Origin of the sequence: Bacillus sp. N5-665 (assembly GCF_022637375.2) — a bacterium.
Classification (GTDB): domain Bacteria; phylum Bacillota; class Bacilli; order Bacillales; family Bacillaceae_G; genus Bacillus_A; species Bacillus_A wiedmannii.
On record NZ_CP093325.1, the window covers coordinates 3,553,873 to 3,578,526 of the forward strand.

Here is a 24,654-nt window from a genome sequence, read left to right on the forward strand (position 1 = left end):
CTTTTCATTTGCATAGCACTTTTTCATTGTTTTTCTCTATTTTCACAATATGCTATGCATCCTCCTCTCTGCTCAAGATGATAAAATATGCCCCTTACAAAGCAGTGTCTTTCTCCATAATTTCTCCATTCCCCTTATTCTTACTCTAACTATTAATTTTTGATTTTTTTGAATTTTTAACTCATTAGAGTGGTATTGCGTGGAGTATAGTTGTCAGACCTCTTTGTTTTTATCACACATATAGTAACATATTTAGTTGAAAAATAAAAACATATTTTCAAATTGATTTTTTTGAAAATCAAAATTATCTACATTTTTCATTCTTTCACACAAATATTGTTACAATCTCAACTTTTATCCTATCGTTATTTTCAAATAATTTTATACACGTAACATAGTAAAAGCCATCCAACATAATTAGATGGCTTTTGTATGTTACTCTATCGTTTCAACTTCACGTGGATTTTTCATCTCTTCCACATACACAACTCTAAATCCATGATCTTCTAAATCTTTCAATAACGTCTCTAATTCACCATCGTTAAACTCTTCTCCTAATGTAAACATAATTCTACGAACTAATAAGGCATCATTATCAAAAGTCATTAAACTTTGGATACCTGTATATTTTTTTAATACTGTCGATAATTTTTGAATGGCCCCATTATAATCTTGTGTCCCAATCATGACAGAATATTTACTAGAATGAACGCCCCAAGCATCTTCTAATAACTCGAAAACCTTTTTATGCGTTAAAATTCCAAGAAAGACTCCATTTTCATCAACTACTGATAAATAAGGTAATTTTTTTATTGTAAAAAACACTTTAAAGAACGAAGAATCTTCTCTAACATAACCTTCTTTATCGTTTAATAATTGTACTACACTCTCTTCAAGCGAACCTTTATATTCTAAAATATCTACTTTGTATACATTCCCTAAATATTTCTCTTTTTTTTCATCTAAAACTGGTACACAACGATACCCAGTTTTATTTAAATGCTCCAGTGCTTCCCCTATCGTAATTGAACTTGAGCAAAATAAAACTTCCCTTTTCGGCACATAATTCCCTTTAATCCTCATAAACAGCCTCCTTATGTTAAAATACTTTCTGTGCCATAACTATATTATATTTTCAGAAAAAAATAAATGATTTATTTTACTTTTCTGAAAATTATTCATTTTCTTGTCATAATTTATTCACGTTTCATTCACTTATATCCCCTACAATACTAAATTTCTTTAAGAAAAATATATTGTAACTTACGCCAAAAAAAGCTAAAATAAGAATAAGAATTTTCTGAATATTCTAAGAGTAGGTGATTACATGTCTTTATTGCGCTCACATATATGTAAATTTATCGTTGGTGTTCTCATTATATTTATCATTAGTCCTATTCCTGCATTATTCATTACACATAAATACTCATACATAACTGGCTTTATAAGCATTTTTCATAACTTCGCACAACTTTCTTCTATGACAATTCCAAAGATTGATTGGATGCACGAATCTATCTTTTTCTCAGCAAATCAAATGGTTAACACTTCTAATCATTCAACACCGTTATTCCCTTACATATGGGAAATATATTTTTTATCGATTGTTCGTTTTACCTTTACTCTTGCAATCGGATTCTTTATCAGCTTAGGGATCGGCCATTTATTTTTTAAAGCACCTCAATCGGTTAAGAAGTTCACTTCTTTATTAAAATGGATACCGTACTCTTTTTGTACTGTATTATTACAATGCTCAGTCTTATTACTACTCCTATACATCACAAAATTGATAAAGCTTCCTTACTACTCATCTTTTATCATCGTTTGTAGTACTTCCATGATTATCGTTATGCAAGCAATAAAAAAGTGGGTTCCTTTCTTAAGTAACACAAATGAATATGAAATAAAACAATCTTCTTTCCTTGTAGATACATTGTTTTTAGCGCTTACTTCGAATCACAAATCTATTCTAGGTTCCATTATTCTTTCATTCGTTATTATGGAATGCGTTTTTCATGCAAGCGGACTATTGCAATTTATCGTTCAATTCGGCGGAAATGCCCCTGTTATTGTTACAATTAGCTTATTACTTTTGTATATCCCATATTGCATACTCTCTTTCCTTCAAACACTATGGACGACAAATCACGTTAAACAACAATCATACGCTTTAACGAGAAGTATTCCAAAACCTTAATTTGAAATAACCCTCTATAATCTGAAAGTAGGGGGTTATTCCTTTTGTATAGCGGACAAAATAACAGCAAATTCAAAAACAATTGCAGAAACATACCAATATTTACCCTTTTTCTTTGACTATTCTTTTCGTTTGGATTTATTATAAAAGTATAACATAATCGCAGGAGGTGACATCTTTATTCCAAACTACGGAATAGAGAACACACTTGGACATATTAAATATTTTTCTCATCTTTGTACTCATCCTTATTTCCGGCTTTTTCGTTGCATCAGAATTCGCTGTTGTAAAAGTACGAAAAAGTCGCATTGACCAACTTGCAAATGAAGGCAATAAACAAGCTTTAGCTGCAAGAAGTGTCCTATCTAATTTAGATGTTTATTTATCAGCTTGTCAGCTCGGGATTACGATTACTTCTTTAGGGCTTGGTTGGCTCGGTGAACCGACTGTGGAACATTTACTACGACCGCTCTTTGAAAAGATTAATATTACTGGAACAATGGCGAATACTTTATCCTTTATTATTGCTTTTAGTGTTATTACATTTTTCCATGTTGTATTAGGTGAATTAGTTCCAAAGTCTTTCGCCATTCAAAAAGCAGAAGCAATCACACTTAAGTTTGCACGACCACTTATTTTATTTGATAAAATTATGTATCCATTCATTTGGCTACTTAATAGTACGGCAATCTTTTTCACAAAACTACTCGGTTTAGAGCCTGCGAAAGAAAATGAACTTGCCCATTCTGAAGAGGAACTACGACTCATTTTAGGTGAAAGTTTCAAAAGCGGCGAAATAAACCAAACCGAATATAAATATGTAAATAATATTTTTGAATTTGACGACCGGGTCGCGAAAGAAATTATGGTCCCTCGTACAGAAATGATTTGCTTATCTACAGAAAATACGTTAGAAGAGAATATGGATATCGTCGCAACTGAAAAGTATACACGCTATCCGATCATCGAAAAAGATAAAGATGATATTATCGGTATGATCAATACGAAAGAAATATTTCACGATCAAACGAAAAACATTCATAAACCACTTGAATCTTACATACATCCAGTACTAACTGTATTTGAAACTGTTCCAATTCGCAAAACATTAGTACATCTACAAAAGAATCGCGTTCAGATGGCAATCGTTATGGATGAATATGGTGGTACTGCTGGACTTTTAACAATGGAAGATATTCTTGAAGAAATCATTGGAGAAATTCAAGATGAGTTTGATGCGGATGAATCACCTATGATTGAAAAACGTACGCCGAAGCTTACTGTTTTAGATGGGAAGGTGCTCATTTCTGAAGTAAATGATATGTTTGGCCTGCATATTGATGATAGCGATTTAGATACAATTGGAGGCTGGCTCCTCTCTCAAGCAGTTGATTTAAATATTGAAGCTGGTTATTCCATTGAATTTGCCGGTTTTCAATTTAAAGCACTAGAACTTGATGGACATCAAGTGAAAAAAATTGCGGTGCATAAATTAGACACGAAGAAGGAGTTATAAAGTGACAGTATTATTAACAATCTGTATCATTGCCTGTTTCATTGTTTCATTTCTCGCCTTTATTTATCCTATCATTCCAGGCATCCTTGCTGTCTGGGCTGGATATTTAATTTACCATTTTGGTATAAATGGCGGAGAACTAACAACTTCCTTTTGGATTATTCAAGTCATTTTCACACTATTTATTTTCATTGCTGATTTTATTGCAAATGGATATTTCTTAAAGAAATACGGGAGTTCTAAATGGGGAGAGCGTGTCGGTATGATTTCTATCATTGTCGGATCTTTCTTCTTCCCACCATTCGGTTTAATTATCATACCGTTCTTATCGGTATTTATTACAGAACTAATGCATAAAAAAGCGCCAAAAGACGCCTTTCTAGTAGGAGTTGCTACTGTAGTTGGTTTTTTAAGCAGTACAGTAGCGAAAGCTATTCTCCAAATCATTATGATTCTCATATTTGTATGTTATATCATCTTTTAATCATCCCAATTTCGGGATGGTTTTTTTAATATGAAATACCTACTCGACTATTCTTATATTTGTTTTCACTACACAGATTCCACGTAAATTGCGCTGTATCACCAACTGTTATTTTCGCTCCCCCTTCTGGTAATACATCTTTTTCAGTTCGATACACTCCTGTCACATCACCGTCTATTAAATGCGTCGGACAAACGACCGTCCAACATAAATTACTACTACTAAGTATCTTATATGCAGCTAAATGATCTTCTGCTGCTGTTGTCATTTTCCTTTTTGATTCAGCTGATTGAAAACGATATAAATTTAGATTTGTTCTTGCTTGTAAAATACCAGCTGTTCCTATTGTAATGATCTTATGAACCCCTACTTCTTCCATTTTCTTTATAATATGTGGCATACTCTTTGCCAATGTCCCATTTTGATCCGTTCCAAGTGCACTAATTACTATATCGCTTCCTTCTATCACTTTCTTTATATCATTTTCATTCCATACATTACCTTCTATAACTCGTAACCTTTCATGATTTATTTCTATTCTATTTAAATCACGCGCTAATGCAGTCACTTCAGCTGCATCCTTTAATGCTAATTTTATTATATTTGAACCTACTCGACCAGTTGCTCCCAATATACATACTTTCATTTGTTTTCCCCCTTTTTCATTCTTTCTCTATTTTTCAATAATTTTAATCAATTTTCAACAAAAAAGCTTCCTCATATATAAGAGGAAGCTCTATTATTATTTTACCCCGCTTTAACGGGCAGTAAGACCCCACCTCAAAATTCAGTAAAAACAAAGAAGTTAGATGGGGATCAACTGCCCGTAAAAGCCCGATTGGTTCAACTAATAATCAGTGGGGGATGCCCCCACTGATTAAAGTTTCACTTTATTTCTTTTCTTTAGAATCTGTAGATTTCTCAGTTCCACTTGTTTCTTTATCCTTTTTGTCCTCTTGTTGTGTTGTTGTATCGTCTTCTTTCTTCTTGTCCTCACCTTTACTACAACCTACCATTAATAAAGAACTTGCAAGTGCCATAGCAGTTAATGATTTAACCCATTTGTTCATTTGCGTTTCCTCCTTTAGATAGAATATGTACAACCCCCATATTACTCTCTATTTTTAAAGGAAAGATTGAAAAATAGTAAATAAACGGTAAATATTTGTAAATTTTCTGATAATAAATACAGACACCTATTCTTTTTTTCTCCATGAAAAGTAAAAAAACTAAGGCGCCTATCTTTCCGCCTTAGTTTCTTATGCAAACTCCTCATTTTCATATACATGTTTAATCTTATACTCTTTCTTCACAACATATTGCCATACACTATAGGCATAACGATTCATTTTCAGGAAGCAATTTTCTAAAAACGAGCGGAATTCTGGATTCGCAACTTCAACTGCTACTTGAGCGAACTTTAGTGCTAACCGTTTTAAATGCGAAATATAACAAGTTGCAATATGGACATCCCCTGTATATTTACTATCAGTCTCCTTTTCCATTTCATGAAAATGAGATGAAATTGGTTCACAAGTTATATGCTGTACATTCTCTCCTTCTTGAAAATTCACTTGTTCATTATACGCTTGCAACATATATGGTAAATGATGCTGTAATAGCTCCTTTAATTCTTCGTCTCTTACCTTTCCTGTATACTCCCCAACCTTATAAATAAGCATATAACTATACCTCATTAATTCTTTCATACAATCCATGAAAATGCCTCCCTTCTCTTTTGTCTATATGTTATAAATATGATGCTATAACATTTGCTATTCTTGCTAAAAACCAATTCCACTTACTAATTTTCTCAAAGTCTTCTTCTGAAAATCTTTTTGATTTATGAAAGTCTTCTTTTAATCGGCTCCATACGTCAGCAACAACTGTTGTATCATATATGATACAGTTAGACTCACAATTTAAATAAAAACTTCTATTATCAAAATTCGCTGTACCTATATCAACAATTTCTCCATCAATGATTGTTACTTTCCCGTGAAAAAAACCATTCCGATATTGATAGATCTCTGCTCCAGCATGGTTCATCTCTCTCAAATACGGATAGGCAGCTTGTTTTAACAATACTGCGTCGCTTTTAAATGGTACGAGAATTTTCACATTGACACCTCGGTTTAATGCACCTTTTAACTCTTTCATCATTTCTTTACTTGGTACAAAATATGGCGTAGCAATAATTAAAGACTTTTTAGCCTGCTTTAAAAGCGCTCCATATTTTTCCCATAACCCTTTTCCATTTGAAAATAAATATTGATATTTTACATGTCCAATTGCAGGTATACTTTTATGTACAGGCATTTTTTCTCCCGTATCTTCTTTCCAGTCAGCAGCAAATTTTCTTTCCATATCCGTGGCACCATTCCCGTTGACTCGCACATGATAATCACGCCACGGGCCAAATTTCGGATCTTGTCCAAGGTACTCCTTTCCAATATTAAAGCCGCCGATATATGATACTTTTCCGTCAATCGTAACAATGCGCCTATGGTTTCGTTGATGCAACGAATAGAATAAATGTTTCAATTTAGGTTTTTTACTAAACGTAAACTGGACACCATTGCTGTTTAGTTGACGAATTATCTTTTTCTTCAGCTTATATCCACCTATTCGATCAACTGACAATTTCACTTCTACTCCACTCGATGCCTTTTTCTCGAGTAACTGCAAAAATTCTTTGCTTATTTCATCTTTACCTACAATATAAAAATGGATATATATGTATTTTTCTGCATTACGTATATCCTCAAATAATTTCGTATATAACTCTTCACCGTTCGTATATAGTTGAAATTCACCTAATCGAACTTGTCCTAATTCATATTCACTAGCCATTTTTTTCCCCATTTCCACATCGATGTTCATCCATATGAATACACCTATTAAACAAAGGATTACAACGAAAAAGTGTTTCATGGATATTTTCCTTCCTCCACTTACTGTTATTTCTATATCTTCCCTTTTTTAATACAATATCATTCAAGAAAATATGTCATTACATGATATATGTCCATATCAAACGATAGCTCATTTGCATATTGTATGTTGTATCTTAAAATAAAAGGAGGAAATAACAATGGGCTTCGCACATGGTAATGGATTCGCGCTATTAGTCGTATTATTTATCCTCTTAATCATCGTCGGTGCTGCTTGCTTCTGCTAAGTAGTTATCGTCATATGATATGTGGATGAAAAAACTATAAAAGCGGACACCTATTTTTAGGTGTCCGCTTTTCATATGAAAAATATTTCCGTTTGTTATTGTACCTTTAACGACTACATATTCAACTCAAAAAGTTAATAATGTAGCTACTTTCTTACTCTCCGCCTTACGTATATGGCGTTGTTCTGCACGTAACACTGCAATGCGATGTAATTCTTTCTCTTCTTCTGTTTCAGGGATAACTCGCGGCACAGGAACCGGATTATTTTCCTTACTAAGCGCAACAAAAGTAACAAATGACGTTGCTGCTATACGTTTCTCACCTGAAATTAAATCTTCTGCTACTACCTTCACAAATACTTCCATAGAAGTTCTACCCGTCCAAATTACAAAAGATTCATAACTAACACAATCTGAAGAGCGAACAGGATGTAAGAAATCTACCCAATCCATAGATGCTGTGACACATTCTTTTCTTGCATGTCTCGTTGCTGAAATAGAAGCAACCATATCCATCTCGGCTAATATCTTCCCACCAAATAGCGTATTATGATCGTTCAAATCTGTTGGAAATACTCGGCTCGTTTTAAACACTCTAGACTCATTCGCTGTTTTCCCTTTTACTTCAGTCATTGTTATCACCTCTTTGATTATTTAACCCGCTATTTGCAGACATTAAGACTCCCACCACAAAATTCGGCTGGAGCAAAGAAGTTCGGTAAGAGTTCTATTTCCTATTAACACTAGAACGGCATGAGCTTACTATCACTACACGTTTAATATTAACAACATTCAGAACTCTTAGTCCACAAAAAAGAACCGATGTTATCAATCGGCTCCTCTAAATACATATTGTTCTTTTGGCGGTTCAACCTTATTCCATTTCGTTACTTCTAATACAGGGATATTCGCATGGAATGGCTGATAAAATTCCGTTGATATTTCTCCTTCAACTTGAATCCAATCATCATTTTTCCATTCTACACCTTCTGGTTTTTTCACTAACATACCATATACACCAGAATCCGCTACACAATGTATAATCCCGAAACGGAATAAGAAATATTGTTCTTTTTGAGAAGAGTCATCTTTGAAAACAAACCCTTTAAAAGATAATTTTTTCCCAGTAAACTCGCCAGGATAATTATAAATTGTTTCCATTCCTTTTAGAAAATCTTCATCTTTTAAAGTAATACTATCTTTCGTAACAAACTCTTTTTTCCCCTTTTCCATTACACCACGGTATCCTTCTTTCCCGTAATAAATGCTCGTATCAGGTCTTAGAAATTGCCTTGTCATAAATGGATCTGTACTTTCTGCTTGCGCAACAGGAAAATGAAATCCTTTCGCCTTAACGATATCTGAATCTAACGTTGCAATCGGGAAAAACAATCCTGAGACAATCGGAAAACAAAACAATGAGTACGAAAATGCTTTTTTCCACCATGTATTCTCATCTTTTGAATGATCATGCCCGCAATGGCTATGATCACAACTACAATCTTGTTTTTCTTGTTCTTTCTGATGTTCTTTTTGGAATACGATAATAATTTGAACGACCGTTAAAAAACCTAAAATAATAGCTGCTGTTGTTGATAAATAAGCATACTTCATATTGATATACTTCGTAATATTACCGGAAATATGAAGCTGCGCGATTAAGATTGTAAAACCTAACAATATATATGCTCGAAACATAACCTACCACCCCATCGCATAAATGAGTAGTGAGCTTGCATAAACAACAAGTGTAACTGTAACTGTAACGACAATTACAAATTTCGTTTTAAACGTTGCAAGCATCATAAACATATTTTTAATATCCACCATCGGTCCATATACGAGGAACGCGACAAGTGACGCTGTTGAAAATGTACTTTGGAATGACGAAGCAATAAACGCATCCGCTTCTGAACAAAGTGATAATATGTAAGCTAGTCCCATCATAACAGCTGGTGAAGAGAACGGCCCTTGTCCTATAGCAAGAAGTGTTGAAGTTTGTACGAACGTTTGAACTGCCGCTGCAATTAACGCACCTAATACTAAATATTTTCCCATCGAGAAAAATTCCTCAACAGCATGCGTACATACATCCCACATTTTTTTACGTAATGGACGCTTATGATTCACTTCTGGGAAGTGATCATCTCGTAATTGATGTTCTTTAAACATAAATGATAATATAATTCCAACGATAATTGCTACGATAATCGCTACAATAGAACGATACCATACCATGTGCATACTACTTCCAAAGGCAACGTATGTTGCAAATAATACGACTGGATTAATGATTGGTCCAGTTAACATAAATGCAATCCCGGCATATGGCGGAACCCCTTTTCCGATTAATCGCCTTACAATCGGAACGATTCCACATTCACAGCCCGGAAACATCATCCCTAAAAAAGTAGCCATTAAAACAGACAGAAATCGATTTTTCGGCATCCATTTTGCTACCATATCTTCTGTTACAAACATTTGAATGAATCCTGAAATAAATACACCAATGAGCACAAAAGGAAGTGCTTCGATCAATATGGAGATAAAAATTGTATTCATTTGCAGGAATGCTTTCGGTAATTGAAACAATTCCATGATGTATTTCCTCCAACTTTTCATTAACAATATGTAATTTTAACCTCATTTTATGAATTGGACAAGACTTATACGGAATTCACCCCTTTCATATACATTACATTTTATAAGTTATATTCTATTCAAAATTTAGGATTTCATAGCAAAAAAGCTGCTCTAGCGCAGTTACACAACTATGCTAGAGCAGCTTTCTTCTCATTAAAAGTAACGTTTCTTCCAAAAAACAAATGCTAATGTGAAAGATAGTGTTACACATATTATGAGTACAATTACAAAACCATGTGCTTCCCCTTCAAACGGTACCTTTACGTTCATTCCAAAGAAACTAGAAACCATCGTTGGTAACGATAAAATGATTGTAATAGACGTTAACAGTTTCATAACACTATTTAAATTATTTGATATAACGGAGCTAAAAGTATTCATCATTCCACTTAAAATGTGACTATATATTTCCGCCATTTCAATAGCCTGTTTATTTTCAATTAATACATCTTCTAATAAATCTTGATCGTCTTCATACATTTTTAAAAATGTACTATTACGCATTAATTTTTGAATTACAATTTTATTCGCCTTTAATGATGTTGTAAAGTAAACTAAACTTTTTTCAAGGCCTAGCAATGTGAAAATCTCTTTATTTTTCATCGACTTATTTAATTGATGCTCTAAATCGATTGTTTTTCTGTTAATTTGCTTTAAGTATCTTAAATAATAAGTAGAAATCGTATATAAGAGCTGAAGTGCAAAGCGTGTCTTTTTAAACGTATAAAATTCTTTAATACGTTGATTAATAAAGCGTTCAAAAATTGGGTTTTCTTCTAAACAAATTGTCACAAAGCAATCTGGCATTACAATCATACCTATTGGAATCGTGTCATAAATCGAATTTCCTTCTTCATCATGTCTAACTGTTGGAATATCCACGATTATTAAAGTATTATTGTCTTCCTTTTCAATACGAGAGCGTTCTTCATCATCTAAAGGGTCTTTAATGAAATCTAAGTCTACATTTAAAGTTTGTACTAGATATTGAATTTCTTCTTCCGTTGGATGAAGTACATTAATCCAGCAACCCTTTTGCATTTCCTCAACCTCTTGTAGTTTTCCGTTTCGGTCTGTTAAATAAATATTTAACATACTATCACCCCGATTCTTTTTACATGTAGGAATCTACCTCTCTTACATAACAGTTTTTGAACCGCCATTCTCAGCATATGAAACATACGTTTAAATTTCAATAGAAAAATTATTTTGAAAACGTTTTTATAAGAAAAATATTCTAAACAAAGAAAAAGACAGAGTGCTCTCTGCCTTAAAAAGCTTATGTTGCCTTTATAACATATTTAGAAAGCATCCACAAGTTAAAGCCAACTGAAATCGTATAACCAGCGTATGTTGAAATAATAAAACTTACATAATCGAAATAAGGAAGCAATACGATATTTAAAACTATCTTCACAATAATACCAATTACTAATCCTAGCACTGTTTTCTGTTGTTGATTAATTCCTTGTAACATCGCAGCTGTAACTGTAAAAAGCGAAAATAGTATACAGGCAGGAGCATAATACTGTAAAATAACTCTCCCCATCTCCGGATCATTTCCGGCACCAAATAAAAGAGTATATACTGGTTTTGCTAACAACATCATTCCAATTGCCGCTGGTACCGTAATTGCTACTACTAATACATTCGTCCTCGTAAAATGTTTGTACAGTAACTTCACATTCCCTGCTGTATAGGCTTTTGTCATCTCAGGTACGAGAGACATACTAAAAGCAGTCGCAACGGAAACCGGGATAAGTACAACCATCTGGACAAGACCAATTATTGCATTAATCTTCTCCGCTTCTCCTTGCATATACCCTATTTGTATAAGTAGTTTATTAATTGTAAATGTATCAATCGTCTGATACAACGGAATTGCTAAACCAACCACAACAAACGGTATTGAATATGTAAAGAGCTCCTTATACAGCGAGAAGAAAGATTTCGTTGTTTGCGGTCTACTTGCCATCTCTTTTTTCTTTAAGTGCTTTCTCCTCCTTATGTAATACGCACTTAAAACTGTTAATCCACCTATCGCTCCCATAAAAGCACCGAACGTTGAAATACCAACCGCTAGCGAGATAGAAGCTTTTAAAATATATAAAACGACAAAGCTTCCTATTAATATGGTTAAGACCCGAAAAAATTGCTCAACAACTACACTTAAAGCAGAAGGCCCCATCGATTGAAACCCTTGAAAGAAGCCCCTTAATAAACTCATTACTGGTACAAGTATTAACGCAAAACTTACAATTTGAATATTATTAGTAACCGCTGTTATACTATTCCCCGTTTGATCATTTCCATCGATTACAAGTTTAGCTAAATGTGGAGCTAATATATATAGCGCTAAACATGAGATGACTCCCATTATTAACATAAAAAAGATACCACTCTTAAGTACTCTCTTAACTGTATGATAATCATTCAGTTGATCATATTTTGATACCATTTTTGAAACTGCAAGTGGTAGTCCCATCGTCGCAATGCTGAGCATAATCGTATATGGGCGATAAGCATACGTGTATAAAACGTACCCACTCGTACCGACCATTGCTGTAAACGGTATAACATATATAAATCCTAACATTTTAGATATCATCGTTGCCATCGTTAAAAATATCGTTCCACGTATAAACGGTGACCCTTTCATCACATTCCTCCGCTACGCTTTATTATTACACATTATGGACAACTCCTTTTTTTTAGAACCGAAACAAATAAAAAAAGCCAATGAACAATCATTGACTTTAACGCGCTGCTTTTTTCTTTTTTAAATACTTTAAACCGAAGTATAAAGCAACAAAGAGAACAGCTCCTATAATTATGTAATGTGTGTAATCAGATGCATACTCTTTAATGTGTCTCCAATTTCCACCAAGCTTTTCACCTAAGTATATAAATAGTATTGACCATGGAATAATCGCAACTACAGTATACAGTGTAAATAGTTTTAATGGCATCTTAGCTAATCCTGCTGGAATAGAGATTGCATGACGTACGACTGGGATAAAGCGTGCAGAAAAAATCACTCCTGCCCCGTAACGCTTAAACCAACCTTCTGCTATGTCTAAATGGTGTTTATTAATAAGTAGATATTTTCCATATTTCTCTACAACCGGACGCCCTCCGTAATATCCAAGCCAGTATAAAAAGATTTGGGCTAAAGTACCACCAATAGTTCCGGCGATAACTGCACCAACAAAACTAATTTTACCATCCGCTACTAAAAATCCAGCATACGAAAGTACAATTTCACTCGGGATAATTTCAATCATTAAAGCTAGCGCTACTCCAAAGTAACCTAAGCTTGCAAAAAATTGCAATAACTGATCTATTATGCTTGCTAACATTTTATTTTCTATCTCCTTTTTTCTTCACATACCATCCCATTATTACATAAAGGTCGCATTCTGCCAATATCTTCATTTCAACAATTTTATCGGCATAAGCATGATTAATCTATTAAAGTTTCTTTTTGAGGTTCTTTCATGTAGGCAAACATTTCTTTAATTTGCTCTTCTGTATTTCTAGCAATCGATAAATTAGGCAATTCATTCTCACCAAAAAACTCCAAATCTTCTGTTTCAATACTAGTTTTCTTTTCGCCACCAATAATCTTACAGCTAATAAAAATTTTATATACGTGTGTTGCTGAAGGCGATGGTTGATGTTTTTCTTTATCAAATATAGCGAATAGCTTAAAATCATCTACTTCATAACCCGTCTCCTCTAAAACTTCTTTTGCTGCTACTTCTGTTGGCGTATAACCGATATCGGCCCATCCACCTGGCAATGCCCATTTCCCATCACTTTTTTCTTTCACAAATAATAACTTTTCATTTTGAAAAACGACTGCTCTTATATCAACTTTTGGTGTTTGATAGCCTGTCTCACTTGCAAATAATTTCTCTACTATTTCCCAATCTGTCTTTGTGTAATGTGACATCATCGAAATGGAAATATCCCGTAATTGTTGGAAACGCTCTATATCATACACATCTTTAGAATACGTTAAACCCGCTTGGGCTATAGCTTGTATTTGTTTTACCCAATCAATCCATTTTACCGTCATGTTTCCACATCCCCCATACTCTTTTAAGTGAATAGTAAGTCAGTTTTGTTGATACATCTTTATTATACAAAAAAAGAGATTGATAATGTTCCAATCTCTTTCAAAATTAATCTAATTCATGTAAGTGGTCTTGTATATACTTTCTTCTTTTATTTATATATTCATCGATCATATCAGCTTCTTGATCAAATGTTTCTAATTTTTCTTTCATATATGGATCTTGTAGTAAATATGGACGAATCGATTCACACAAACTTTCAACTTTCGGCATCATAAACGAAACCGTAAATTGTTCTTCTAGTATTTCTTCCAAAATACTTCGGTATTGCTTTCTAAATACAGGTATATCTAACAATCTTGCACTTAACGTGTTATAGCCTTGAATGCGAATATACTCATGATTAAGTGGTCTCCCTTGTACATCTCGCCCCCAAGTTGCATCATAATCCCACGGTATCACTTCAAATAAATTTGTTTCATCGTTATGATATAGTGCATAGTTATGAACGAAACCATCAAAGTTTTGTGTGAAAATAACGCCAGCTAACCACCTTAAATATTTATCAACATGTAGAAACTTCCCAATTTCTTTTTCATAAGCTTCCCTCGACAAAGCATTCGCTTGAAATACAAATTCACTCAGTTGTTCTTCACTATTTTTATTCGAATATTTAAATTCATAACCCGCAAAGAGCTCGGTCTTAACATCTTTATCTCTCTCACTCATTAAAGAAAAATTCGCATCATCATCTATTGCATAATAAATAGAACCACTTGGTAATCCTCTATTTTTCAAAAAGTTTTCATCAACTGATTCTAACTGTAAATATACACCTTGAATTTGACCATTAATTTTTATAAATACATGTTGTGATTTTGGTGAAAGTACACCAATATCATGAAAAAAGTCTAAAGATAATTTGTTTCGTATGAGAGACGGATCCATAAACTCAGAATTTAAATGAATTTCTTTCGCACCTTGAAATTTTTTCGGTTTATAAAACATAACATGATAAGACTTTTTCTCAAACTCACGAATATGAGCCCCCCGGTATACGATATCAATATCATACTTCTTTTTTCCATAAGTTAATTTTGCTGGCACTGGACTATCTGACCAAATGTCTTTTTTTAATTCCACTAAGTACATTGGATGAATAAAAAAATCATATGAAGGTAGCATGTTTTCTCATCCCTTCTCAGTTCTCTTCATTCAATGTATGCGCCTTGTCTTGTCCATACATCCGCTATCATCCATTTATATAAAATTACACTCTTGTCTTGTTCAGAAAGACGTCATATCTCATATCATGTTAAGGAAAAAGAATACCTTTTCACCTGAATACATGATAAGGAGGATTTCTATGAAACGTGATATTAGAAAAGCTGTTGAAGAAATCAAAAGTGCTGGGATGGAGGATTTCTTACACCAAGATCCAAGTACTTTTGAGTGCGATGATGATAAATTCTCTCATCATCGATGTACAACAGGTTGTAAATGTACAACTGGGGGTAAATGTCCAAGAACAAGATGTACTCGCGTGAAACATTGTACTTTTATTACAAAATGTACGCACGTAAAAAAATGGACATTTGTTACAAAATGTACTCGTGTGCGCGTTCAAAAATGGACATTCGTTACGAAAGTGACTCGTAGAAAAGAATGCGTTTTAGTTACAAAACGTACTCGTAGAAAACATTGTACTTTCGTTACAAAATGCATACGCTTTGAAAAGAAATTTTTCTGGACAAAACGAAGTTTCTGTAAAAAATGCGAATTCTTCCCGCATAGAGACGGTCACTCGTGCGATGATTCATGTGATCATGGCAGAGACTGTCACGATAATGGACACAAATGGAATGATTGCAAAGGCGGACATAAATTCCCATCTTGCAAAAACAAGAAATTCGATCACTTCTGGTATAAAAAACGTAATTGCTAGTTTTTATGCCTACAAAAAAAGGCCGTTTTGCGGCCTTTTTTACGTTCATTGAAAATGACTTATATCTGCAAATTGCTTCACTTCACCTTTATCTTCTTCAAATTCTATTATACTTAGACTAGCACTATGCATAAATGGATCATCCCACACATTTTCTATTTCAATACCCGCAAAATGTCCTACAAGTAGTTTTGCCGCTGCCGCATGGGAAACAATTAATATACTTTCTCCTTTATGCTTTTCTAAAAGAAGCTGTATCCCCTCAATTACCCTTTTATAAACAGACTCAAAATTTTCTCCTGATGTTGACTGAAAAAGATGTGGCTCATACCAAAACAATTGTATTTCATCTGGGTATTCCCTTTCTATATCAGCGATTGTCTGTCCTTCCCATATACCCATGTTAATTTCATAGAAATGCTCATCCGCTATTATCGGTATATCACGATCGCCCTTTATTAACTCTGCAGTATGAAGGGTTCTTTCACTCGGACTACTATAGATCGCATGGATAGATAAATCTTTCATTCGGTCTCCTAATTGCTTTGCTTGTAACATACCATTTTCAGTTAAAGCAGAATTTTTCCGGCCTTGCATTCGTTTCGATACATTCCATTCCGTCTCACCGTGCCTTGTTACATATACAGTTGTTTTCATTTCACATTCCCCCTTACCATTTTGGCCGCAATTCCCACGGTTCTACTCGTCCTACAATCCATTCATCACATTTATTCTCAATTCCTTTTATTACCCCATCCGATATTTCTTCATGGGTAAGCCATCTCCCGTATGTATCTTCTAATATAAAACCTAATATTATTCTATGGTAGCTACATCGCGTACCACCTATTTTTTGTGCGGGTATACGCGACGCTTTACTACCAAAAATATGAAAAACGTTGTATGTTTCAGACGACAAATCCACTTCTCTACATATGAATGACAACGTATCCTTCGCACTTGCGTGTACCCATGCGACAACTAATGTTATTGGGCCATTCTGCACAATTGTGCTTTTAATAGCTAGCTTTACATCGTCATCATTATGATAATCTAACGGAAGACATGTGATACTTTCTGGCGCAGCACTCTCTCGCTTAACATTTTCTAATTTCACTTTATCTCGTCCAATAATAGAAACATGAAATCCTTGCTCACAAAGCCACATAGAAACTCTCTTTAGCATTCCTGTTCCACCAATTACTAGCGCATGCAACTTCTTCCACCCTTAGTAAAATGTCATATGAGACTTATCTTCCCTATAATAGTTCAGTCGGTCTTGCAATGTCCCTGAATGAAATTCAAACTTATGGCCGTCAGGATCAACAAAATATATAGACTTACAATCCCTTACATCCCGTTCTCTTCCTTGTAAAATATGAACATCGTTTTCTTCTAATCGTTGCAGTAGACGTTCAAAGTCTTTCTGTTCAACTGAAAACGCAATATGCGTATAAGATTGATGAATCTCATTTCTCGGAATATGTGTTTCTTCATTAAGTGCTACCCATACCCCACATATATTAAAATACGCAAGTTTTCTCCCTTTAACTAATAATTCTCCTTCTAGTACTTTTTCGTAAAATATAATAGATTTTTCTAAATTAGACACTGAAAAACAAAGATGATTGATTCCCTTTAACAACTCTAATTCCTCCTATACAAATAAAAGATGAGCGAAAATTCACTCATCTTTTATTATACTATTTCTTTGTAATATATGCCCATTTATAACTGAAGTCCCCACCAAACGTATGATTCGCAATACCTTTTACGTATGGCTTCTCTAAGTAAGCCGTACTTTGTTGGTACGTAGGAGAAATGGCAGCATCTTGACCAATTAAGATTTTTTCAGCTTCTGCAAGGGCATTCCAGCGTGCTTTATCATCTTTTAATAGTTCTCCTTTTGATTTCGCTACTAAATCATCATACTTCGGATTAGAATAATCCATTTCATTAAATGAGCTTCCAGTAACAAACATATCAATATAAGTCATTGGATCTGGATAGTCCGGACTCCATGCAGATAATGAGAATTCATATTCAAATTTCTTTTCTAACTCTAGCTTTTGCTTATATGGTTGTTGTTTCAAATTCACTTTAATACCAGGTAAATTTTTCTCTAACTCTTCTTTAATAAAGTCACCCACTTTTTTACGGCTACCGTTATCATCATTTAGAAATTCTACTGTAATTGTATCTTGGCCAAGCTCTTTCTTCGCTTCTTCCCATAATTTTTTTGCTTTTTCAGCATTATCTTTGCTGTCACGGAAATTTTTATTTACAGTACGGAAATCTTTCCCATCTGGTCCTGTCGTAAATTTCTCAGGTACTAAGAAATATGCTGGTAATGATCCGTCATTTAAAATAACATTTGCAATTCCTTTTTTATCGTATGCCAGATCAATCGCTTCACGAACTTTTTGATTTTTAAACGTTGCATTTTTCTGGTTAAAACGTAAGAAATACATACGTGGATCTAACTTCGTTTTAAATTCATCCGGCTTATTCTTTTTATACTTATCAACAAATTCAGAACTTAAAATAACACGGTCCGCTTGATCACTATCATATAAGTTTACTCCCGTGCTCGTTTCCTTCACAATATTCACATTAATTTCTTCTAACTTCACAGTATCTTTATCCCAATAATTAGGGTTTTTCTTTAACTGATAACTTCGTTCATGTTTCCATTCACTCATCGTAAATGGTCCATTATATAATAGTTTATCTGCTTCTAATGCATATTTATCCCCTTGTTCTTTCACATATTTTTCATTTAAAGGGAAAAATGTAGGGAATGAAGTAAGCTCAAGGAAATATGGTGCTGGCTGTTCTAATTCTACTACTAACGTTTTATCATCCTTCGCTTTAACACCCAATTGATCTGATGGTAATTCTCCTTTATTTACTTTCTGTGCATTTTTCACATCAAATAAAATAAATGCATATTCTGCCGCTATTGCTTTATCTAATGTACGTTGCCATGCATATACAAAATCTTGTGCTCGAACTGGATCACCATTTGACCATTTCGCATCACGTAATTCAAATGTATATGTCTTTTTATCTTCACTAATCTTCACATCTTTTGCCATGCCTGGTGTTGGTTTATTATCCTTATCTAAACGATATAACCCTTCCATTGCATTTACAAAGGCACGGAATGATACAGAGTCTGTTGATTTTGACGTATCCATTGAAGGGATTTCTGCTGTTTCTAGTAAGTTTAATACTTGCTTATCTGCTGCTCCCTTATTCGATTCTTTCTTCGTTGTCGAAGCCTTCTCACCATTCCCACATCCTGCAACCAATACACTCGTCGTTAACGCAAGTGCAGCAATTGTTGTTGTCTTTCTCTTCATTCTTCCTTCCCCCAATCTATATGTATAAGTTAAATCCTATATAATATATTTCATTATACAAAAGATTCTGATTATTTTAAATATTTATTTTAACAAACATAGAAAAAAGCGGTCAGAAATTTCTTTCCAGCCGCTTTGTTGAATAGCATTTACTTGTAATCCATCCTCTATATCAAATGGATTTTGGACCTTAAATATTTCTTCCATCATCTTCAAAAACTCTTCTTCATTTTTAGATTCACCGTTAACCGTAAGTGAGTATGGTTCCACTTCACCCAATTTATAATCGACAACAAATTGAATCGCCACCTTTTGCCTTGGCGTTCCAGCGTTATATCCTTGGAATTCTACTAATTCTAACCCTTCCGTTCCACGATAATATATCCAACCTGAATTTTGAAAATAATTTTCGAAAGATTCACCTATGGAAAAGAAAGGATATTCATAAAGCGAGCTTGTACGAACCTTTTGAATAACGTCTCGATCAGTCGGAAAAAAGAAATGACTAAAAAATATGCTAGCAACTGCTAAAATAGTAACAATTGTCGCTCCCATTTTGCTCGTTCCGCCGCTATCATGGATAAGATAGTTTTCAACTGATTTATCTTTTATTTCTCTTGCTTTTATTCGGTATATACGTCTTTCCGCAAATTGATAGTATAATCCATTTGCAAAAATCCCCATTCCAAACAGAATAAAAATGAGTAATAAAAACGTAAGAGGCACCATATTAATGATTGGCAACGCTACATTAAATCCCATATAATACGAAAATGCATCACACGCTACTAATAACAACATAAATAAAGTAGCTGGTACATAATACTTACGATATCCTAGCCAGCCTATATTGAAAATAGCAGCCCAACCATTCCAGCTCCACCTAGCAATCCGCTTATTCTCAAGCTCCCATTTCCTTTTGTAATACGGATATTGTCTCCCTACATATACTTCTAATTCCTTGTCTATTAGCGAGCATCCTTCACCTTGTTCAGTATGCAAAGTCCGCTGGCAACTTTCACAATTCAACTGATCTCCCTCGCAAAGTTGCCCACAATTTATACATTTCAAAACAATCCCTCTTCCCATCCATACGTCATTTCAAAATACCTTCGTGTTTTAATAACCACTCTTTCCTCCATAAACCACCAGCATATCCAACAAGCTTTCCACTCTTTCCTATTACACGGTGACATGGAACGATTATTGAAATTGGATTCCGACTATTTGCTCCTCCTATTGCCCGTACAGCTTTTGTATTTCCAACCTTCTCTGCAATATCTAAATATGAAGCACTTACGCCGTACGGAATAGTATAAAGTGCATCCCATACATTTTTTTGAAATGATGTGCCCTCCGCAGACAGCGGGACCGTAAACTCTTTTCTTTTCCCTTTAAAATATTCATCTAACTCATTTATACATTGTTCTATCATTTCATTTTTATTTTCTTCTTGTCGTTCATCAACAAATATAACAGACGTAATTCCTTCTTGATTTGCTTTAATTTCTAGCAAACCTACTTCGCTTTCATAATAAGCCTGGTACATATGTCATCCTCCAATTCAGTTCATATTAGTCATTGTAACACGAATAAACAAAATTTTTCGTATAAGCGTTTTATTAGAGAAACAAAAAAGAGAATGGTAAAATATAAGAAAATTCAATCAAGGAGGCTATTTGATGAATTCCAAGCTTTTTTCACCTTATACAATTAAGAACGTTACACTAAAAAATCGTATCGTTATGTCGCCTATGTGTATGTATTCATCGGGGAATGAGGATGGCAGCGTTACGAATTTTCATCTCATTCATTATGGAACTCGCGCTGCTGGCCAAGTAGGTTTAGTTATGGTTGAAGCAACTGCGGTGTTAGCTGAAGGACGAATTTCTAACAAAGACTTAGGCATTTGGGATGACAACCTAATTGAAGGCTTACATAAAACGACTACTTTTATACATGATAACGGTGCAAAAGCTGCCATTCAACTCGCTCACGCCGGAAGAAAAGCTGAATTAAATACGAATGCTTTCGCTCCTTCTGCAATTCCTTTTAATGATACGATGAAAATACCAGTAGAAATGAATATACAACAAATCAAAGAGACTATATTAGCTTTTCAGAGGGCCGCGTTACGTTCAAAACAAGCCGGATTTGATATTATCGAACTACATGGCGCTCACGGTTACCTTATCAATGAATTCCTATCACCACTTACTAATAAACGAACTGATGAATACGGCGGCTCACCTGAAAACCGCTATCGTTTCTTACGCGAAATCATCGACTCTGTAAATGAAGTTTGGGACGGACCAATATTCGTTCGTATTTCAGCAAATGATTATCACCCTGACGGGCTAACGGTTCAAGATTACGTTCAGTATACAAAGTGGATGAAAGAACAGGGAATAGATTTAATCGATTGTAGTTCTGGCGCAGTTGTACCAGCACATATTGATGTGTATCCCGGTTACCAAGTACAATACGCCAAACATATTAAAGAGCATACTAAGATTGCAACTGGTGCAGTTGGATTGATTACGACTGGGTCACAAGCAGAGCAAATTTTAAATAATGACGAAGCAGATTTAATTTTCATCGGACGTGAGTTACTTCGCAATCCGTACTTCCCGAGAATTGCGGCCAATGAACTTGGCTTTGAATTACAAGAACCTCACCAATATAAGCGAGCACCAAGAAAAATTCATACGAATAAATAAAACCGAGAAGAATATGTAAGACTGAACCTAAAATAATTAATATAAGATATGCTACAGGACAACACATGTTGTTTAACAATGTAGTTTTAAGGTGTATCAACACTTTGCTTGATACACCTATTTTTTATGTTTTTTATCACCCATTTATCACTACATTCATTAAGTCAACAAATATGTTATGTCCTTTCTTTTAAAACTGCCCTCTTTACTTTAAGTACAATACTTCACAATTTTTCCACCTAAATAAATTCAATCTCTTAAAAGTGTTATCCATGTGAAAAAATACCACCTTATTAAAGAAAGGCGTTTTATAGTGAGAGTAATAAAATAGATAAATAGAAACAACTTAGTTTATTTCTATTCAAATAACGCAACCGTTGTAGCTTGGAAATAAAGTTTGATTAAATTAGACCTTAAAAAATTGAAATTATTCATACTTACTTTAAGTGTAATATAAGTTTAGACACAGAACTGTCTAGAAAATATGTAGATTTTTACAACGCTAAGAAAGTTTCAGTGAACTAAGGGGATCTAATGAGGTCAATATCTATAGACTAAAATATCATTCTCGTAGTGGGAGTCACCATATCAAAAAAGAAAATAGTAGGTTCGAACACAATTTAGACACAAAACATCCGATTCACAATTAAATATATCAATATGTTAAATGGCTAAATAATACAAACGGTATGAAGAGAATTTCTAGTCTTTTCATACCGTTTTACATTTGTTCTTAAGTTTTATATGAAATTCGTGGAAAGATAGCAGCATCTATTTTATAAATAAGGCTCAAAAGTTACCATACCTGACAATGGAAATATTAATGTAACTCTAGTTCCTATATTCACTTCAGAATCAATGGCAATTTCCATACCTAATTTTGAGCACAGTTTTTCGCATAGATACAAGCCCATTCCTGTACTTTTGCTAAATCTTCTTCCATTCTCTCCAGTAAATCCTTTCTCAAAAACTCTATTTATATCTTGAGTTACTATCCCTACTCCATTATCCTCTATATTTAGTATTACTGAGTTAGTTTTCTTAATTGAGTATATACGTATCATTTGTTCTTTGTTATTTGAGTACTTTATGGAATTTCCTAATATTTGATTAATAATAAATTCAACCCATTTCCTATCACTATATACGATTTCATTAATATCTTTTATATCTAATTTTATTCTCTTATGAATAAAATCTCTATAATTTCTTTTAATTACAGTTCTTACTACATCATCAAGTTTGATTGGTTTTATAATATAGTCTTTATTAACGTTATTGCTTCGAGAATAATACAGAACCTGTTCTACAAAACCCTCGATTCGATCCATTTGAGAGTCAATTTTATTAGTTACTTCATTTTGATTATTTTCAATTATTAGCTTTGTAGAAGCTATTGGTGTCTTAATTTCATGCACCCATGTCTCTATATATTCTCTGTAATCTATTTGCATATCTCTATAATATTTTACATTTTCATGCATATCTCTACTTACTTCTTTCAGTATAGCGTTAAGCTTTTCCCCATGTATAAAGTTTGCTTCCTTTACTACCTCTGGAAGTAAGTATTTTTTCTCCAAGTTTTCTAATATGCTGTTAATCTCATTATAATAATTTTTACATCTTATAAATTCTATAGCCATATATGAAATTAATGGAAAAAACCAAATACAAAAGACAAAAAATATGATAATGAACGGAATGTGCGCAGTCAGCAATATACCTGCTAGTATGATATATACCAGTACATTTGATAGTATTACTACTATTTTATCTTTAATAAATTCACCTATATTCATGGCATTATATACCCTAAGCTTCTTCTTGTTGCAATTGGATTTTCTATACCTATCTCTTCAAGCTTTTTTCTTAATCTATTTATATTAACAGTTAAGGTGCTATCATCCACAAAATAATCAGATTTCCATAAAGTTTCTATGAGTGAATCTCTTTTTACAATATTTCCGCGATTATTTATTAAGCATGAGAGTATTTTAACTTCATTTTTAGTTAATTCTACAGACTTGTCTTGATAAGTAACTGTTGCATTTGAAAGATTTAAATTAAAGTCTCTATAAACTAAGATATGATTCGTCTTGAAATCTCCAGTTGTTCTTCTTAAAATGTTTGTTACTCTTGCTAATAGTATTTCTGTATTATACGGCTTTGTTATAAAATCGTCTGCTCCTAAATTCATACTTATTAGTTCATCTACATCACTATCTCTGCTTGTAACCATGAAGATTGGAACATCTGAAGTTTTACGTATTTCTCTGCATATATAATAGCCATCAAACACAGGAAGATTTATGTCTAGTAATATAAGGTCTGCATTCTCACTTTCTATATATTCGATAATATGATTAAAATCTGTGGGAGCCTTTACTTCATATCCATACTTTATAAAAAAATGTTGTAATTCTTCTCTGATGATTTCATCATCTTCAATCAGAATGATTTTTTTCATGACTTTTCCCTCCCTATACAGAATATAAGACTATTACATCTTGAGAAACAAGGTGTA

27 protein-coding genes are annotated in these 24,654 nt (G+C 33.7%); 6 read left to right on the plus strand and 21 right to left on the minus strand.

Annotation, left to right across the window (positions count from 1 at the left end; all coding sequences use genetic code 11):
- Positions 1 to 435 precede the first annotated feature (435 nt).
- Complete coding sequence (gene cbpA / locus MNO09_RS20800; protein ID WP_001220512.1) at positions 436 to 1,083, minus strand: cyclic di-AMP binding protein CbpA; 648 nt, start codon at positions 1,081 to 1,083, stop codon at positions 436 to 438.
- Between the two features lie 244 nt (positions 1,084 to 1,327).
- Here cbpA and MNO09_RS20805 point away from each other — a divergent pair, with 244 nt between their 5' ends.
- The 3 genes from MNO09_RS20805 to MNO09_RS20815 all read left to right on the plus strand — a co-directional run bounded on the left by MNO09_RS20805 (position 1,328) and on the right by MNO09_RS20815 (position 4,197).
- Complete coding sequence (locus tag MNO09_RS20805; RefSeq protein WP_000055288.1) at positions 1,328 to 2,197, plus strand: hypothetical protein; 870 nt, start codon at positions 1,328 to 1,330, stop codon at positions 2,195 to 2,197.
- Positions 2,198 to 2,405: 208 nt separating this feature from the next.
- Positions 2,406 to 3,713, plus strand: coding sequence for a hemolysin family protein (locus MNO09_RS20810; protein WP_000353741.1), 1,308 nt, complete (start codon positions 2,406 to 2,408; stop codon positions 3,711 to 3,713).
- Position 3,714: 1 nt separating this feature from the next.
- Entirely contained in the window at positions 3,715 to 4,197 is a 483-nt protein-coding gene (locus MNO09_RS20815; protein WP_000217333.1) for a DUF456 domain-containing protein, read from the plus strand.
- A gap of 25 nt (positions 4,198 to 4,222) precedes the next feature.
- Here the strand turns inward: MNO09_RS20815 and MNO09_RS20820 are convergent, their stop codons facing one another.
- From MNO09_RS20820 to cls, 4 genes are all read right to left on the minus strand, one after another.
- A complete protein-coding gene (locus tag MNO09_RS20820) occupies positions 4,223 to 4,843 on the minus strand; it encodes an NAD(P)-dependent oxidoreductase (RefSeq protein ID WP_000861615.1) in 621 nt (206 codons plus the stop codon).
- A gap of 244 nt (positions 4,844 to 5,087) precedes the next feature.
- Positions 5,088 to 5,267 carry a hypothetical protein gene (locus MNO09_RS20825; RefSeq protein ID WP_001045960.1) on the minus strand — a complete coding sequence of 60 codons (180 nt, stop codon included), beginning with the start codon at positions 5,265 to 5,267 and terminating at the stop codon, positions 5,088 to 5,090.
- A 189-nt stretch (positions 5,268 to 5,456) separates the two neighbouring features.
- Positions 5,457 to 5,915, minus strand: a complete 459-nt coding sequence (locus MNO09_RS20830; RefSeq protein WP_000340554.1) for a spore coat protein — start codon at positions 5,913 to 5,915, stop codon at positions 5,457 to 5,459.
- Between the two features lie 31 nt (positions 5,916 to 5,946).
- Positions 5,947 to 7,131, minus strand: a complete 1,185-nt coding sequence (gene cls, locus MNO09_RS20835; RefSeq protein WP_000680136.1) for a cardiolipin synthase — start codon at positions 7,129 to 7,131, stop codon at positions 5,947 to 5,949.
- A 160-nt stretch (positions 7,132 to 7,291) separates the two neighbouring features.
- On the opposite strand from cls, the gene MNO09_RS20840 reads away from it, so the two are divergent.
- Positions 7,292 to 7,378 carry a YjcZ family sporulation protein gene (locus MNO09_RS20840; RefSeq protein ID WP_000505094.1) on the plus strand — a complete coding sequence of 29 codons (87 nt, stop codon included), beginning with the start codon at positions 7,292 to 7,294 and terminating at the stop codon, positions 7,376 to 7,378.
- A gap of 126 nt (positions 7,379 to 7,504) precedes the next feature.
- Here the strand turns inward: MNO09_RS20840 and MNO09_RS20845 are convergent, their stop codons facing one another.
- The 8 genes from MNO09_RS20845 to cotH form a co-directional block, all read right to left on the minus strand.
- Positions 7,505 to 8,011: an acyl-CoA thioesterase gene (locus tag MNO09_RS20845; protein WP_000141167.1), complete on the minus strand. Its 507-nt coding sequence runs from the start codon at positions 8,009 to 8,011 to the stop codon at positions 7,505 to 7,507.
- Between the two features lie 195 nt (positions 8,012 to 8,206).
- Entirely contained in the window at positions 8,207 to 9,076 is an 870-nt protein-coding gene (locus MNO09_RS20850; protein WP_000488062.1) for a TIGR03943 family putative permease subunit, read from the minus strand.
- A gap of 3 nt (positions 9,077 to 9,079) precedes the next feature.
- Entirely contained in the window at positions 9,080 to 9,976 is an 897-nt protein-coding gene (locus MNO09_RS20855) for a permease (protein WP_000418724.1), read from the minus strand.
- A gap of 198 nt (positions 9,977 to 10,174) precedes the next feature.
- A complete protein-coding gene (locus tag MNO09_RS20860) occupies positions 10,175 to 11,116 on the minus strand; it encodes a magnesium transporter CorA family protein (protein WP_000932392.1) in 942 nt (313 codons plus the stop codon).
- A 184-nt stretch (positions 11,117 to 11,300) separates the two neighbouring features.
- Complete coding sequence (locus MNO09_RS20865) at positions 11,301 to 12,680, minus strand: putative polysaccharide biosynthesis protein (protein WP_088107112.1); 1,380 nt, start codon at positions 12,678 to 12,680, stop codon at positions 11,301 to 11,303.
- Between the two features lie 97 nt (positions 12,681 to 12,777).
- Complete coding sequence (uptA, locus tag MNO09_RS20870; RefSeq protein WP_000881203.1) at positions 12,778 to 13,380, minus strand: undecaprenyl phosphate transporter UptA; 603 nt, start codon at positions 13,378 to 13,380, stop codon at positions 12,778 to 12,780.
- Between the two features lie 104 nt (positions 13,381 to 13,484).
- A complete protein-coding gene (locus MNO09_RS20875) occupies positions 13,485 to 14,102 on the minus strand; it encodes an NUDIX hydrolase N-terminal domain-containing protein (protein ID WP_000216907.1) in 618 nt (205 codons plus the stop codon).
- Positions 14,103 to 14,208: 106 nt separating this feature from the next.
- Positions 14,209 to 15,285 (minus strand): spore coat protein CotH, encoded by a 1,077-nt coding sequence (gene cotH / locus MNO09_RS20880; protein ID WP_000937986.1) that lies wholly within the window; start codon positions 15,283 to 15,285, stop codon positions 14,209 to 14,211.
- A 181-nt stretch (positions 15,286 to 15,466) separates the two neighbouring features.
- Between cotH and exsB the strand changes: the two genes are divergently transcribed.
- Positions 15,467 to 16,045, plus strand: a complete 579-nt coding sequence (exsB, locus tag MNO09_RS20885) for an exosporium protein ExsB (protein WP_000817494.1) — start codon at positions 15,467 to 15,469, stop codon at positions 16,043 to 16,045.
- Between the two features lie 45 nt (positions 16,046 to 16,090).
- Here exsB and MNO09_RS20890 read toward each other — a convergent pair whose 3' ends face one another.
- From MNO09_RS20890 to MNO09_RS20915, 6 genes are all read right to left on the minus strand, one after another.
- Positions 16,091 to 16,702, minus strand: a complete 612-nt coding sequence (locus MNO09_RS20890; protein ID WP_000859200.1) for a phosphoserine phosphatase 1 — start codon at positions 16,700 to 16,702, stop codon at positions 16,091 to 16,093.
- A gap of 13 nt (positions 16,703 to 16,715) precedes the next feature.
- Positions 16,716 to 17,261: a short-chain dehydrogenase gene (locus MNO09_RS20895; RefSeq protein WP_000543156.1), complete on the minus strand. Its 546-nt coding sequence runs from the start codon at positions 17,259 to 17,261 to the stop codon at positions 16,716 to 16,718.
- 12 nt (positions 17,262 to 17,273) lie between these two features.
- A complete protein-coding gene (gene fosB, locus MNO09_RS20900) occupies positions 17,274 to 17,690 on the minus strand; it encodes a FosBx1 family fosfomycin resistance bacillithiol transferase (RefSeq protein ID WP_000911696.1) in 417 nt (138 codons plus the stop codon).
- A 58-nt stretch (positions 17,691 to 17,748) separates the two neighbouring features.
- Complete coding sequence (locus MNO09_RS20905; protein WP_000824266.1) at positions 17,749 to 19,410, minus strand: peptide ABC transporter substrate-binding protein; 1,662 nt, start codon at positions 19,408 to 19,410, stop codon at positions 17,749 to 17,751.
- An 84-nt stretch (positions 19,411 to 19,494) separates the two neighbouring features.
- A complete protein-coding gene (locus tag MNO09_RS20910) occupies positions 19,495 to 20,499 on the minus strand; it encodes a DUF2628 domain-containing protein (protein WP_078183102.1) in 1,005 nt (334 codons plus the stop codon).
- 7 nt (positions 20,500 to 20,506) lie between these two features.
- Positions 20,507 to 20,959 carry a methylated-DNA--[protein]-cysteine S-methyltransferase gene (locus MNO09_RS20915; protein WP_000283909.1) on the minus strand — a complete coding sequence of 151 codons (453 nt, stop codon included), beginning with the start codon at positions 20,957 to 20,959 and terminating at the stop codon, positions 20,507 to 20,509.
- A 133-nt stretch (positions 20,960 to 21,092) separates the two neighbouring features.
- Between MNO09_RS20915 and namA the strand changes: the two genes are divergently transcribed.
- Complete coding sequence (namA, locus tag MNO09_RS20920; RefSeq protein ID WP_001086182.1) at positions 21,093 to 22,130, plus strand: NADPH dehydrogenase NamA; 1,038 nt, start codon at positions 21,093 to 21,095, stop codon at positions 22,128 to 22,130.
- 776 nt (positions 22,131 to 22,906) lie between these two features.
- Here the strand turns inward: namA and MNO09_RS20925 are convergent.
- Positions 22,907 to 23,929 carry a sensor histidine kinase gene (locus MNO09_RS20925; protein ID WP_001020444.1) on the minus strand — a complete coding sequence of 341 codons (1,023 nt, stop codon included), beginning with the start codon at positions 23,927 to 23,929 and terminating at the stop codon, positions 22,907 to 22,909.
- Positions 23,926 to 24,597, minus strand: a complete 672-nt coding sequence (locus MNO09_RS20930) for a response regulator transcription factor (protein ID WP_000720522.1) — start codon at positions 24,595 to 24,597, stop codon at positions 23,926 to 23,928. The genes MNO09_RS20925 and MNO09_RS20930 overlap by 4 nt, the downstream gene beginning before the upstream one ends.
- Between the last annotated feature and the right edge of the window lie 57 nt (positions 24,598 to 24,654).